The sequence below is a fragment of the Flavobacterium cheonhonense genome (genome assembly GCF_035671315.1).
GTDB classification, from domain to species: Bacteria; Bacteroidota; Bacteroidia; order Flavobacteriales; family Flavobacteriaceae; genus Flavobacterium; species Flavobacterium cheonhonense.
Window position 1 is genome coordinate 114,882 of record NZ_JAXAVY010000003.1, and the last position, 13,570, is coordinate 128,451.

Below are 13,570 nucleotides of genomic sequence, written 5' to 3' on the forward strand. Positions count from 1 at the left end.
CTACAGCCTTTGTTTTTTAAGATAATCTAAGGCATATCGGCCTTCGTTGAATAATAAGTCGAGGATGCTTAAATTGTTCAAATACCCGTGTTTTTCTCCGAAAACTTGCGTGTAAGGTTCGAAAACCGAAGTGTCTTTTTTACCGTTAATCAATCCGCGCCAATCGATTTTATCAGTAACCTCATGAAAGTATTCGGCCGTTTCGTTGTAATCGAATTCCAAGCCTAAACATTTTGAAACGACCGACATGGTTTCCAAATTCAAATCCATTAAAAAGGTATGTTTCTTTTGGAAAATAGGAGCGATGTCGTCTTCAAAATATTCAAAGAAAGGCGAAGTACGATACGCTGCTTCTAAGGATTTGAAGTGTTGTTTTTGCCAATCAAAAGCGGTTTCGAGTTTGACGTCTTTGGTTTTTTGATGGGCTACTTTGGAATGTTTTATAGGAATATTAAGCAACTGAATGCCGTTCGGACTGTAAATGTACATTCGGTTACGGTTAGTTTGCTTTTGGAAGTTATCATCCATTTCAAAAGTCACCAAATCACTTTGGGCAATAGCCACAAAATGACTGATGGAAGGGAAATAACCGGGATGAATCAGAATGTTATTCATTTCACCAATATTCTAAATTAATTGGCTTTTCTTTTTTTCCAGAAATACTCACCCACAAAGTACAATACCAGCAATCCTAAGAAGAATTTGAAATAAGATTGCGGTTGGCCATCGCCACTTACTGTAGTAAACAATCGGTCCCAACGAATTTTATTCAAACCTGAAGCACTGCTGTCCCAACTCATCCAAATAAATACCGGTTTCCCTACAATGTGGTCTTCCGGTGTGAAGCCAAAATAACGCGCGTCAAGCGAATTGTTTCTATTGTCTCCCATCATCCAGTAGTAATTCTGTTTGAAGGTGTAGCTATTGGTTTTTACGTCATTTATGTAAATGTCATCGCCAACTACTTTCAAAGTATTGCCTTCGTATTCAGTGATGATGATTTTGTATAACGGTAGGTTTTCTAAAGTCAGATTAATGTTTTTTCCGGCTTCCGGCATGTAAATCGGTCCCATGTTGTCGCTGTTCCAGTTGCGGGTAGTCGAAGGATGTCCATCTTTGTAATCCGGGAAGATTCCATCTTCGGCACCGGTTTTTAAATAGCGTTCTACTGCTGCTACGCGAGGGTCTTTTTTCAATTCATCGGCTTTAGCTTGAGTAAGATTGGCCTGGAACATTAAGTTAGAGGAAGTCAGTTTTAACTTGTCTACCAAGTCTTTGTCAACTGCTCCTAAAAGAAAAGTATTGGTGCTGTCTTTTTCAATCACAGCAAAACTATAGCCTTCTTTGTTTAAATATTGTTGTACCAAATTATTGTCCCACAACTTGGTTTCTATTTGGATTAAGGTGTTGAATTCGGTTACACCATATTGGTCTACAAACTCTTGTGTAATCGGTTCTTTCATTTTAATGTTGAACCCGAACTGTGGTTTGGCTCTCTCCGGTAAAATCAACTCTTTTCCATTGATGTAAACCACACCTTTTTTGATTTCTAAATTATCACCCGGAATGGCCACACAACGTTTTACGTAGTTGGTTTTCTTGTCGATAGGTTTGTTGTATCTGCGATCAGCCGGTAAATACATGTGGAATAGGGTGTCACGCGGCCAATTGAAAACTACGATATCAGCATTATTAATTTTTTCGAAGCCCGGAAAACGGAAGTAAGGCAATTGTAATTTGTTTTCCCATGAATTGGCATCGTGGTCGTTGTACAGGTACGACTTGGTTTTAATAAAAGGCAAAGTATCATGAACCATAGGCGCTGCCACTGAGGTCATTGGTGTTCTGGCGCCGTAATGAAATTTACTCACAAACAAGAAATCTCCGGTAAGCAATGATTTTTCCAAAGACGAAGATGGAATTACATACGGTTGCATTACATAGGTATGTACCAAAGTCGCCACAATTACTGCAAACAATAACGAACTGATGGTATCTCCGGTTTTGGTTCTCGGAGTTAAATCGCGGTCAGATATGTGAGTAACTTCTTGAGTGTAGTTAATATAGTATAGATAAAAACCGAATGTTAGCGCGCCCAACCAACTGTCGGCAGTCGAATTGCGTCCGAAGCTTCTCAAGGTTTCTACCCAAACTACCGGAAACATCAGTAAGTTAATAATCGGAACAAACAGCAATACGGTCCACCAAGTCGGTCTTCCGATAATTTTCATCAAAACAATGGCGTTATACACGGGGACAAAAGCTTCCCATCTTTTTCTACCTGCTTTTTCGTATAGTTTCCAAGTTCCCAAGCCGTGGATGACTTGTACAATTAAAAGGAAAATTAACCATTGAGTTGCTGACATAAGGCTTATTTTTTATTTAAACAGCTATAGGTTTACTATAACCGGGATTTGTTACAATTATTCAGTTTCTATTTTAAATTTAAGACATCTTTCATAGTGAAAACGCCTTTTTTGCCCTGAATCCATTCGGCTGCTAAAACCGATCCTAAGGCAAAGCCTTCACGATTATGCGCTACGTGTTTGATTTCAATAAAATCCACTTCGGATTTGTAAAAAACGCTGTGCGTTCCGGGTACATTTTCGATGCGTTTGGCGTCAATGTGAATTTGACTCTCTTGGGCTTGACCTTCAGTCCATGCATCATAAGTCGAATTTTGCATAATGCCTTTGGCTAAGGAAATGGCAGTACCACTGGGAGAATCCAATTTTTGGGTATGGTGAATTTCTTCCATAGAAACTTTATAAACATCGGCAAAACGCGCCATCATTTTGGCTAAGTATTCATTTAGTTCGAAAAATAAATTCACACCCAAACTGAAATTGGAACCGTAAAGAAACGTTCCGTTTTTGGCCTCGCACAAACTAATCATGTCGTCGTACTGTTCCAACCAACCCGTTGTTCCGGAAACTACCGGGATGTTTTGGTTCAAACAAGTAGAAATATTGCTAACAGCGGCAGTAGGCACACTAAAATCAATGGCAACATCTGCTTGCGCTAAACCTTCAAAAGTATCGGACTGACCTTTTCTTAAAACTATTTCATGACCTCTTTCCAAAGCAATTCTTTCGATTACTTTTCCCATTTTTCCGTAGCCGAGTAATGCAATTTTCATCAGAATCGATAATTTAGGGTTAGACCGAGATTGGGTTTGGCGGTAAAATCATTTTGGTAAACATCAGGCGCTACCGTGAGTTTTTCGTTCACGTTAAACTGGATCAAATGCGCATCTACATTGGCATCTACTATGTTTAAAACATAAAAACCTAAAGTCACCAATAAGGATAAGTCGCGATTTCTTTGGTAAAATCGTTGTGCCTGAATCAAACGGCTGTCGTCCAAATATTGGTATTGGTCATCGTTAAAACCGGCCAAACGTCTTTTGTAAGCGTCGCGGTAACTGTGGTATTTTTTGTTATTGTCTAAATAGAAGTACATACTGGTTCCAATAGCACCGTATACTATGGGGATTTTCCAGTATTTTTTATTGTAAGCTTGTCCTAATCCGGGCAATACAGCCGAGTAAAAAGCCGCTTTAGAAGGGGTTAACGGATCTATTTCTTTCGTTTTAATGGTGTCTTTAGCCACTAGTCCTTCAGCGATTTGCTGGGCATAAAGCGAGGGTTTTCCCAAAAGAAAGAACAATACAAGTATGTAGTAAAAGCGATTCACTATCCTTTAATTAGTTTGATAATGCGATTGAAATCTTCTTCAGAATGGAATGGGATAGTGATTTTTCCTTTGCCGTTAGCAGCCACTTTTACATCGATTTTGGTGCCGAAGAAATTCACAAATGCTTTTTTCTGGTCATCCGCCACCGCAAAACTTTCTCCTTTTTTAGCTTTCGCCGGTGCCGGTTTGCGACTGTCTTGATAGTTTTTTACCAAAGCTTCAGTTTCACGTACGGAAAGATTCTGACTGATGATTTTGTGGTAAATATCGGTTTGGATGTCTTGGTCTTCAATGTTGATGATCGCACGACCGTGGCCCATACTGATAAAGCCGTCACGAATACCGGTTTGGATAATCGGATCTAACTTTAACAAACGCAAGTAGTTGGCAATAGTAGAACGTTTTTTACCCACGCGTTCACTCATTTGTTCTTGAGTCAATTGGATTTCGTCAATTAAACGTTGGTAAGAAAGCGCAATCTCTATAGGGTCTAAATCGTGGCGTTGGATGTTTTCGACCAAAGCCATGACCAACGATTCGTTATCATTGGCAATACGAATGTAAGCCGGAACCGTTGTTAGACCAACGATTTTACAAGCACGTAAACGGCGCTCTCCCGAAATCAATTGGTATTTATTAAAATCTAATTTACGAACGGTAATCGGTTGGATTAGCCCTAATTCTCTGATGGAAGAAGCCAATTCCTGTAATTGTTCTTCGTTGAAATTGGTTCGGGGTTGAAACGGATTGATTTCAATCGCCTCGATATCCAATTCGATGATGTTTCCGACTACTTTGTCGGCATTTTTATCGTTTACTGATTTGATGTCGTTTTCCGGATCTTTCAGTAAAGCCGATAATCCTCTTCCTAAGGCTTGTTTTTTTATTGCTTTTGCCATGGCTTAGTTGCTGTTTTTCTTGATGATTTCTTGCGCCAAACTCAAATAGTTGGTTGCACCTCGGCTGGTGGCGTCGAAGTTGATGATGCTTTCACCAAAACTTGGTGCTTCGCTCAATTTTACGTTGCGCTGGATGATGGTTTTGAATACCATATCGTTGAAATGTTTTTGTACTTCTTCCACCACTTGGTTGGACAAACGCAAGCGCGAGTCGTACATGGTCAGTAGCAAACCTTCGATATCCAAATTCGGGTTGTGGATTTTTTGCACACTTTTGATAGTATTCAACAATTTGCCTAAACCTTCCAAAGCAAAGTATTCGCATTGAATCGGAATTACGACACTGTCGGCAGCTGTTAAGGCGTTTAGGGTAAGCAATCCTAATGATGGCGCACAATCAATCAAAATATAATCGTATTGGTCTTTCACACTTTCCAAGGCTTGTTTAAGCATGTACTCGCGGTTTTCTTTGTCCACCAATTCAATTTCAATTGCCACTAAGTCGATGTGAGCCGGAATCACGGAAACATTCGGCGCCGAACAAGTAATTGTGGCTTCCTGCGGCGTGTTGCTGTGTTCCAAAATTTGATAGGTTCCGATTTCAACACTTTCTACGTCAATTCCTAATCCGGAACTGGCATTCGCTTGAGGATCAGCGTCGATTAACAGTACTTTTTTCTCTAAAACACCCAAAGATGCGGCAAGATTTACAGACGTTGTTGTTTTTCCTACACCACCTTTTTGGTTGGCAATTGCAATGATTTTACCCATTTATTTTCTATCAATTTTAAGCCGTAAAAATACGATTAATTATGGCTTTGTCAAGGCTTATTTGTTAACATTTAGGTAAAGTTTTTAAGCCCTTAGTTTTCAGTTAGAGTCACTAATTACAGTCGGAAATTCCAGTGCTACAACAGCTGTAATTATTTACTGCCTTTATTTTTTATCATCGCCTCTAACATATCCCACATTTCTTGAGGGATTTTTTCCAGAATGTTGAATTGACCCGCGCCTTGCAGCCATTCGCCACCGTCTATGGTAATGACTTCTCCGTTAACATAAGCTGAGAAATCCGAAACCAAATAAGCAGCTAAATTGGCTAATTCCTGATGGTCGCCCACGCGGCGCAAAGGCACTTTTTTTGCCATATCGAATTTTTCCGCTAGGTCGCCAGGTAAGAGTCTGTCCCAAGCCCCTTTGGTAGGAAATGGTCCCGGTGCGATGGCGTTCATGCGGATACCATATTTGGCCCATTCTACAGCCAAACTACGGGTCATGGCTAAAACACCGGCTTTAGCTGTAGCACTAGGCACTACATAGCCAGAACCGGTCCAAGCGTAAGTAGTAACTATATTCAACACATTGCAATTGGTTTGTTTGGTGTTAATCCAATGTTTTCCGAAGGCCAGCGTACAGTTTTTGGAACCTTTCAACACTATGTCGATGATGGTGTCAAAAGCATTAGCTGATAATCTTTCGGTAGGCGAAATGAAGTTTCCGGCAGCGTTGTTCAAAAGCACATCGACTTTACCGAAGGTTTTTAAAACTTCCGCCAACATGGCTTCCACTTGGTCATAATGACGCACATCACATTGCAACGGCAAGCATTGTCCGCCGGTTTGGGTTTCCAATTCAGTTGCCGTGGTTTTTAATTTCTCTAAATCGCGAGAAGTTATGGCCACTTTAGCGCCTAATTCTAAAAAGTATTTGGTCATGGCTTTACCCAAGCCGCTTCCGCCTCCGGTTACTACAATTACTTTGTCTGCTAAGGCGTTATCGCGTAGCATTTTTGCTGAAAAATCCATATCGTTTTTTATTTTTAGTAAATATATTGTTTTAATTATAATTGGCGAAGTCTTTCGGCCGCTCTTGTCAAAGTTTCCTCATCTTTGGCAAAGCAAAAGCGAATGCATTGATGGTCATCTCCATTGGCATAAAAAATAGAAATCGGTATGGTAGCTACACCAAATTCGGTCACCAATCTTTTTGTGAAATCGATGTCGTTTTCCTCACTAATTGCCGCATACGAAGCCACTTGAAAGTAAGTACCTTCACAAGGCAGTAGTTTGAGTTTGGTATCTTTCATAAGGCTTTGGAAGAAATCTCTTTTTTGTTGGTAAAATTGGCCTAAAGTTTTTATGTCGACTAAATCTATGTACTCATTCAAGGCATGTTGGGCAATACTGCTCACGCTGAATACCAAAAACTGGTGTACTTTTTTGATCTCACGCATTAAATCCTCCGGCGCAATCACATAACCAATTTTCCAGCCGGTAATGTGAAACGATTTTCCGAAAGAAGAAATTGAAATGCTGCGTTCCCACAATTTGGGACGGTGATGGACTGAAATATGCGGCTGTTCAAAGGTAATGTATTCATACACTTCATCGGATAAAACCAAAAGGTTAGGGAAGGCATGGACGAGTTTTTCCAGCTGTTCAAAATCAGATGCAGTCCACATTTTTCCTGTAGGATTGTGTGGATTGTTTATGATGATCAGTCGGGTTTTTTCGTTTACCGCTGCGTTTATAGTTTCCCAATTCGGTGTAAAATCGATATTGAGGGCAACGCGAACCGGTTTGGCATTACTCAACAAAATCGGGGCTTCATAGCAATCGTAGCTCGGGTCTAAAATGATGACTTCTTCTTGGGCTTTGACTAAGGCCTGAATGGTAGCAAAAATGCCTTCGGTAGCTCCGGCAGTAATCAGGATTTCTTCTTTAGGAGTAACCGCTCTGCCATAGGATTGTTGGGTTAAGACAGCAATTTTGTCCAACAACGAAGGCAAACCGCTCATGGGCGTATATTGATGTACATTGGCTGTGGCGAGTTTGGCCAGTATAGCGGTCAATCGTTCATCCACCGGAAAATTAGGGAAGCCTTGCGACAAGTTGATGGCTTGGTGTTCGGTGGCCATTTGCGACATTACGGTAAAAATGCTGGTGCCGATATGCGGAAGTTTTGACATGCTTTTGTTTTTGGTAAAGATAAAAAAAGCACCTCGATTGAAGTGCTTTTTTTAATGGTGAAGAAGAATTTACTCTTCCGATTTGTTTTTTAACTGCATCAGTAAAGTGTAAGCACCTTTGACCGCTATTTTTTTATCTTTCAAAACTTCGGGATTGATTATTTCTGTGAAGCCGTTTTCGCTGTTTCCGGTTTTGACTGCGGTCATTTCAAATTGGCGTTCGTTCACTTTTACAAAAACGTATTCTTTTCCTTCAAAAGTCACTAGGGCATCTTCGGGTAACGTTGGAACCGCGTGGCGTTTTAACTCAACTACGGCATTCATATACATGCCCGGTAAAAGCGTTTTGTCGTATTTAGAAAAATGGCAATGAACTTCGGTGCTGTGCTCGTCGGTAGCGATGTCTTTACTGATGAGAATGATTTCACATTCGTGTTTTTTGTCGGGTTGACTGTTGGTGTAAGCCATCACTTTTTGCCCGATAAACAGTCCGTTAATATCTTTTTCAAACACTTTTAGGTTCAAATGAATGTCATCCGGATTGATGAGTTCGAACAAGATGTCGGCCGGATTGACATACTTCCCAATGTTCACATTCACCTTTGAAACAAAGCCATCAATAGGTGAGAGGATGTTCACGCTTTTAGAGATGTTTTTCTCCGAAAGTGTTCTCGGATTGATGTGAATTAATCGCAGTTTTTCGGCTAAGGCATTGAGTGTGATGCGTAAGTTTTTGTATTCGGCATCTGCCATTTGATAGACTTTATCGCTGCTGGCTTTGTTCTGATTCAAATCGCGTTGGCGCTCGTATTCTTTTTCGGCAAAATACAATTTGGATTGCGTGGTTAAGTATTCTTGTTGCAACTGAATATACTGTTGGTCTTCCATCACGGCAATTACTTCATTTTTGCTAACGTGCATACCCGGAAGGAGTTTGGTGCTTTTTAAATAACCGCCTAAAGGCATACTCACGGAAACTAGGTTTTGCGGTGGTACATCGATAACGCCGTTCAAATTGACAGTAGCAGATACCGTTCTTTCCTCAGTCGATTCAATTACTAAACCTGCATTTTGATATTGCTTGTCGGTAAGCGATACTATTTTTTCGGATACATTATTGGTGTTCGTTTCCGATTCGGTTTTATTTGAGTTGCAGCTCAAACTAATAAAGGCCAAAGCTGCTAATATGATGTTTGTTTTCATGTTTAATTTTTTGAAGTAAGGTAATTCCATTCGATGACACTTTCGTTGTACAAGTTTACCGTGTCGATGTAACTGTTATGGATGGTTAAGGCTTGGTTGACCAACATCACCCAATCAAGATAATTGATATCGCCACCCAAAAACTGACGGTTAGCTGTTTCCGAAATTAGAATCGCATTCGGTAAACCGGTTTTCTCGAAATAAGCCAGCTTTTCAGCTTCGTTTTTAATCCTTAATTGGGTTTGCAAAAGTTGTCTTTCCAGGCTGTTTTTCTCTCTTTGGTATTCTTCGGCAGCCATTTGTTCCTGTACTTTAGCTGCTTTGACTTTTGCACTTTGAGAACCGCCTAACAATGGTATGCCTAAGCCAATTTGCGCCGAGTGGAAACGGGTCGATTTGTCGTACAACACATTATCCGCGCCGGTACCGGTAATCGACATATTGTTGTAACCCAAAGTCAGCATTGGCAATTTTCGAGCTTTTTCTAACTGAGTTTGTGCAGTAGCTGTGGCTTTTTGTTGCTCTAAACTTTGCAATAACGGATGTTGTTCTACACCCGATGTTGCTTCACTTTTGAATTCGATTTTGGGCGAACCGGCTGTTGGAATGACGGTTTGTTCCGAATTTAACAGCAATTGCAGTTTGCTGTTCCAAAGCGCTTTGTCTTGTTGCAGTTGTAATAATTGCAATTTCAATTGGCCTAATTGTGTTTCAGCAGTGGTTTTCTCTAAAAGATTACTTTCTCCTTTTTGAAGTCTCAAGGTCGCTTTTCGCAAGAATTCCGTTAGTAACGTATCGCTTTTCTGCAACAATTTTTCCTTTTCGGTCAATGTTACTATCGCATAAAAGGTAAGAGTGACTTCTTTTTTCAATGCCGCTTCTTTCAAAGTTACTAAGGCCGAAGCTGTTTTCCATTCCGAGGTCAGCACCTTTTTTTGGCGGTTGTAAACGGTTGGAAAATCGAACGATTGTGAAATGCCAAAGCGAGTATCAGTAAAACTGCTGTTGAATTGCCCGATTTCCGAGTTGAGGTTGGTGGTCGGCAAATTGGCTGCAGTACGAATCAGTTTTTGTTGGTAATTCGCTCTCAGTCGGTCAATTTTTACCGATTGATTATTGCTAAGAGCCGTTTTAATGGCTTCGTCCAACGTTAGTTTAGTTTGGGCGTTCGCCGGAATTACTGCCAATGAAAGCAATAAAAGCAGTAAGGTAGTTTTAGAGGAAAGTTTCATTTTGAATCCTTTTTCAAAAGTGACATAAAGTATAGGTAAAACGAATAAAGTTAATAAGGTCGCAATCATCAAACCACCAATTACTACAGTCGCCAGCGGTCGTTGCACTTCGGCACCGGAACCGTTGCTGATGGCCATCGGTAAAAATCCTAGAGAAGCCACGAAAGCAGTCATCAACACCGGACGCAAACGCACTTTGGTTCCCATTAAAACGATGCGATGTAAGTCGTCCATACCTTCCGCTTTGAGTCGGTTAAATTCGGATACCAAAACGATACCGTTCAGAACAGCAACTCCGAATAAGGCAATAAAACCAATGCCGGCACTGATGCTGAAAGGCATACCGCGCAAAGCCAAAAAGAAGATACCGCCTATGGCCGAAAGCGGAATAGCGGAATAAATCAGTAAGCCATGTTTCACCGATTTGAAGGCGAAGAACAACAAGATGAAAATCATCAATAAAGAAATCGGAACCGCAATCATCAAACGATCTTTCGCTTGGTTGAGGTTTTCAAAAGCACCGCCGTAAGTGGTGTAATAGCCGGCAGGGAGTTTGATTTGTTGGTCGACTTTGGTTTTCAATTCGTTGACGATGCTTTCCACGTCGCGTCCATTCACGTTGAATCCGACAACAATTCGGCGTTTGGCATCTTCGCGTTGGATTTGATTCGGACCATTTTTAATAGACACATCAGCCAATTGCGATAGTGGAATTTGAGTCCCGTTTGGCGTTGGAATCAGTAAGTTTTTCACGTCTTCTAAGTCTTTGCGTTTTTCGTTGTCGAGGCGAACGACCAATTCAAATCGCTTCTCGCCTTCAAAAACCAATCCGGTACTTTGTCCGGCAAATGCGGTATTCACTACACGATTGATATCGGCGATAGATAAATGGTATTGGGCAATGACAGGACGATTGTATTCGATAATCACTTGCGGCATGCCGGTTATCGGTTCTATAAACAGGTTTTCGGCTCCTTCAACTGTGTTGACAATTTTGCCTAATTTTTCAGCATAAACTGCCAGTGTATCTAAATTTTCGCCAAATATTTTACAAACCACATCTTGACGCGCACCGGTCATGAGTTCGTTAAAACGCATTTGCACCGGATATTGGAAACCGGCGGTAATTCCGGGTACATCTTGCAAGGCTTTCCCCATTTTCTCGGCCAATTCGTCAAAGGTTTTTGCGGAAGTCCATTCCGATTTGTCTTTCAGAATGACCATCATATCACTGGCTTCCATCGGCATTGGATCGGTTGGTACTTCGCCGCTACCGATTTTGGTCACCACTTTTTCTACTTCCGGGAATTGGCTTTTTAAGATGTGCGCAGCCTTCTGGGTACTTTCTATAGTAGTATTCAGGTTACTGCCGGTTAGGACTCGAGTATCAACCGCAAAATCACCTTCTTCCAGAGCCGGAATGAATTCACCTCCCAAAGAGCTCAACACAAATACAGCCATGACGAAAAGCGCAATAACACTACCGATTATGGCTTTTTGATAATTCAAAGCCGTTTGCAACCAGTGTTGGTATTGGCGTTCCAATTTGAACATCATACGATCGGAGAAATTCGGTTCGTGCTTGATTTTTTTACTTAAAAACAAAGCGCTCATCATCGGAATATAGGTCAGCGATAACAAGAACGCTCCCAATAAAGCGAAGGCTACAGTTTGTGCCATCGGTTTGAACATTTTACCTTCGATACCTTCCAAAGTAAAAATAGGTAGGTACACAATCAAAATGATGATTTGGCCGAATACCGCGCTGTTCATCATTTTTCCGGCAGAAGTTTCTACTTCTTTGTCCATTTTGCTTTGCGATATACTATTGATATGGCTGAACTTTTTACTGTGGGTGAGTTGGTGCATTACCGCTTCTACGATAATTACGGCACCATCGACTATCAAACCGAAATCGAGTGCACCCAAGCTCATCAGGTTACCGCTCACGCCGAAGGTATTCATCAGGATGATTGCAAATAGCATCGCTAGCGGAATTACCGAAGCCACGATTAAGCCGGCACGGAAATTACCCAAGAACAAAACCAATACAAAAATCACAATCAACGCACCTTCCAAAAGGTTTTTTTCTACTGTTCCGATGGCATTGTTCACCATTTTGGTTCGGTCGAGGAACGGTTCGATAGTCACGCCTTCCGGTAGTGTTTTTTTGATGAGTTCGATGCGTTCTTTCACATTTTTAATCACTTCACTACTGTTGGCGCCTTTGAGCATCATTACGATAGCTCCGGCTACTTCGCCTTCGTCGTTATAGCAAAGTGCGCCGTAACGAGTGGCATGTCCGGTAGTAATTTTAGCGATGTCTTTTAAAAATACGGGTGTACCGCTTGGTGTCGCTTTAACGGCAATATTTTCAATGTCTTCCATCTTACCGATTAATCCTTCGCTTCGGATAAACAAAGTGGTAGCGCCTTTTTCGATATACGCGCCACCGGTATTTTGATTGTTTTGTTCTAAAGCGTTAAAAACATCGTTGATGGTTAAGCCATGTGCGTTCAGTTTGCCCGGTTCAATGGCAATTTCCAACTGTTTTAATTTTCCACCAAAACTACTCACTTCGGCAACGCCTTTTACGCCTAAGAGTTGTCGGCGGACAATCCAATCTTGTATGGTTCTGAGTTCAGTTTCATCGTATTGGTCTTCGTAGCCTTTTTCAGGACGTACTACGTATTGGTATATTTCGCCTAAGCCGGTTGAAACCGGACCAAGTTCGGGAGTTCCGATACCGGCGGGAATTTGGGTTTGGACTTGTTGCAGGCGTTCGGCTACTTGCTGGCGTGCCCAATAAATATCGGTTTCATCGTCGAAAACGATGGTGACTAACGATAAACCAAAACGTGAAAAACTTCGGATTTCTTTTAAACCCGGAATGTTGCTGTTGGCTTGTTCTACCGGAAAGGTAACCAAGCGCTCTATGTCGGTCGCTCCGAAAGAAGGCGCAATGGTGATGACTTGCACCTGATTATTGGTAATATCAGGAACGGCATCAATAGGTAATTTGGTGGTTTCATAGATACCGTAAAGCAATAGAGCTATGGTAAACAAACCCACGATGAGCTTATTCCTAACGGAAAAAGCGATAATTTTATTTAACATGATTTTTAAATAACTTAATGAATACTATTTTACTGTTGGCATTGATTAACCAACAAACACTAGGTAATTAAGCTATTTTAGGCGGTTGCCAAATGGAACTTTGGTCGGAAGAATAAATACGACTTAGATAAAAGTCGGTTTCCGATTTGTCTTTTAATTGGAATTTAGGGCGACTGATTTCAAAATGAATTTCGGGTAACAAGGTTAAGTAAGTTAGGCCATTGTTGCAATCTACACTTTTGTAAGGCAGTTTCATGTCTTCCTCTCGGTCAGCATCATTTACATCGCCGTGACCGTAGTGCAAACATAAAAATGACCATAAACTCATGTTTTTATTTTCTTCTTTATGGTCGTAAAAATGTTCCACCAAAGCCGGAATCTTCAACAACTCGAAACATTCGGTTGAAGAAGAAACGTATAATGATAAAAGCAAGATTGCTAATACTCTTCGCATG

11 protein-coding genes are annotated in these 13,570 nt (G+C 41.0%); all 11 read right to left on the reverse strand.

Annotation, left to right across the window (positions count from 1 at the left end; all coding sequences use genetic code 11):
* Positions 1-615: a WbqC family protein gene (locus SK086_RS09170; RefSeq protein WP_324691117.1), complete on the reverse strand. Its 615-nt coding sequence runs from the start codon at positions 613-615 to the stop codon at positions 1-3.
* 17 nt (positions 616-632) lie between these two features.
* On the reverse strand, positions 633-2,366 hold the full coding sequence (gene lepB, locus SK086_RS09175) for a signal peptidase I (protein WP_324691119.1): 1,734 nt from the start codon (positions 2,364-2,366) through the stop codon (positions 633-635).
* 68 nt (positions 2,367-2,434) lie between these two features.
* The gene (gene dapB, locus SK086_RS09180; RefSeq protein ID WP_324691120.1) at positions 2,435-3,139 is read right to left on the reverse strand and encodes a 4-hydroxy-tetrahydrodipicolinate reductase; all 705 of its coding nucleotides are present in this window, start codon (positions 3,137-3,139) and stop codon (positions 2,435-2,437) included.
* Positions 3,139-3,696 carry a DUF5683 domain-containing protein gene (locus SK086_RS09185; RefSeq protein ID WP_324691121.1) on the reverse strand — a complete coding sequence of 186 codons (558 nt, stop codon included), beginning with the start codon at positions 3,694-3,696 and terminating at the stop codon, positions 3,139-3,141. Before SK086_RS09185 ends, dapB begins: the two co-directional genes overlap by 1 nt.
* Complete coding sequence (locus tag SK086_RS09190) at positions 3,696-4,595, reverse strand: ParB/RepB/Spo0J family partition protein (protein WP_324691123.1); 900 nt, start codon at positions 4,593-4,595, stop codon at positions 3,696-3,698. The genes SK086_RS09185 and SK086_RS09190 overlap by 1 nt, the downstream gene beginning before the upstream one ends.
* A gap of 3 nt (positions 4,596-4,598) precedes the next feature.
* Positions 4,599-5,366 carry a ParA family protein gene (locus tag SK086_RS09195; RefSeq protein ID WP_290873863.1) on the reverse strand — a complete coding sequence of 256 codons (768 nt, stop codon included), beginning with the start codon at positions 5,364-5,366 and terminating at the stop codon, positions 4,599-4,601.
* 152 nt (positions 5,367-5,518) lie between these two features.
* Positions 5,519-6,400 carry an SDR family oxidoreductase gene (locus SK086_RS09200; RefSeq protein WP_290873860.1) on the reverse strand — a complete coding sequence of 294 codons (882 nt, stop codon included), beginning with the start codon at positions 6,398-6,400 and terminating at the stop codon, positions 5,519-5,521.
* Positions 6,401-6,435: 35 nt separating this feature from the next.
* On the reverse strand, positions 6,436-7,563 hold the full coding sequence (locus SK086_RS09205) for a methionine aminotransferase (RefSeq protein WP_324691125.1): 1,128 nt from the start codon (positions 7,561-7,563) through the stop codon (positions 6,436-6,438).
* Positions 7,564-7,632: 69 nt separating this feature from the next.
* On the reverse strand, positions 7,633-8,766 hold the full coding sequence (locus tag SK086_RS09210; RefSeq protein ID WP_324691126.1) for an efflux RND transporter periplasmic adaptor subunit: 1,134 nt from the start codon (positions 8,764-8,766) through the stop codon (positions 7,633-7,635).
* A 2-nt stretch (positions 8,767-8,768) separates the two neighbouring features.
* Positions 8,769-13,115 carry a CusA/CzcA family heavy metal efflux RND transporter gene (locus SK086_RS09215; protein ID WP_324691128.1) on the reverse strand — a complete coding sequence of 1,449 codons (4,347 nt, stop codon included), beginning with the start codon at positions 13,113-13,115 and terminating at the stop codon, positions 8,769-8,771.
* 67 nt (positions 13,116-13,182) lie between these two features.
* Entirely contained in the window at positions 13,183-13,569 is a 387-nt protein-coding gene (locus tag SK086_RS09220) for a hypothetical protein (RefSeq protein ID WP_324691129.1), read from the reverse strand.
* Position 13,570: the final 1 nt, after the last annotated feature.

What these genes read in the sequence shown, in the direction of transcription:
- SK086_RS09195 (WP_290873863.1), bottom strand. Translation starts at nt 5,366, where the DNA reads ATGGGTAAAATCATTGCAATTGCCAACCAAAAAGGTGGTGTAGGAAAA.
- SK086_RS09220 (WP_324691129.1), bottom strand. Translation starts at nt 13,569, where the DNA reads ATGCGAAGAGTATTAGCAATCTTGCTTTTATCATTATACGTTTCTTCT.
- SK086_RS09210 (WP_324691126.1), bottom strand. Translation starts at nt 8,766, where the DNA reads ATGAAAACAAACATCATATTAGCAGCTTTGGCCTTTATTAGTTTGAGC.
- dapB (WP_324691120.1), bottom strand. Translation starts at nt 3,139, where the DNA reads ATGAAAATTGCATTACTCGGCTACGGAAAAATGGGAAAAGTAATCGAA.
- SK086_RS09170 (WP_324691117.1), bottom strand. Translation starts at nt 615, where the DNA reads ATGAATAACATTCTGATTCATCCCGGTTATTTCCCTTCCATCAGTCAT.
- lepB (WP_324691119.1), bottom strand. Translation starts at nt 2,366, where the DNA reads ATGTCAGCAACTCAATGGTTAATTTTCCTTTTAATTGTACAAGTCATC.
- SK086_RS09190 (WP_324691123.1), bottom strand. Translation starts at nt 4,595, where the DNA reads ATGGCAAAAGCAATAAAAAAACAAGCCTTAGGAAGAGGATTATCGGCT.
- SK086_RS09215 (WP_324691128.1), bottom strand. Translation starts at nt 13,115, where the DNA reads ATGTTAAATAAAATTATCGCTTTTTCCGTTAGGAATAAGCTCATCGTG.
- SK086_RS09205 (WP_324691125.1), bottom strand. Translation starts at nt 7,563, where the DNA reads ATGTCAAAACTTCCGCATATCGGCACCAGCATTTTTACCGTAATGTCG.
- SK086_RS09200 (WP_290873860.1), bottom strand. Translation starts at nt 6,400, where the DNA reads ATGGATTTTTCAGCAAAAATGCTACGCGATAACGCCTTAGCAGACAAA.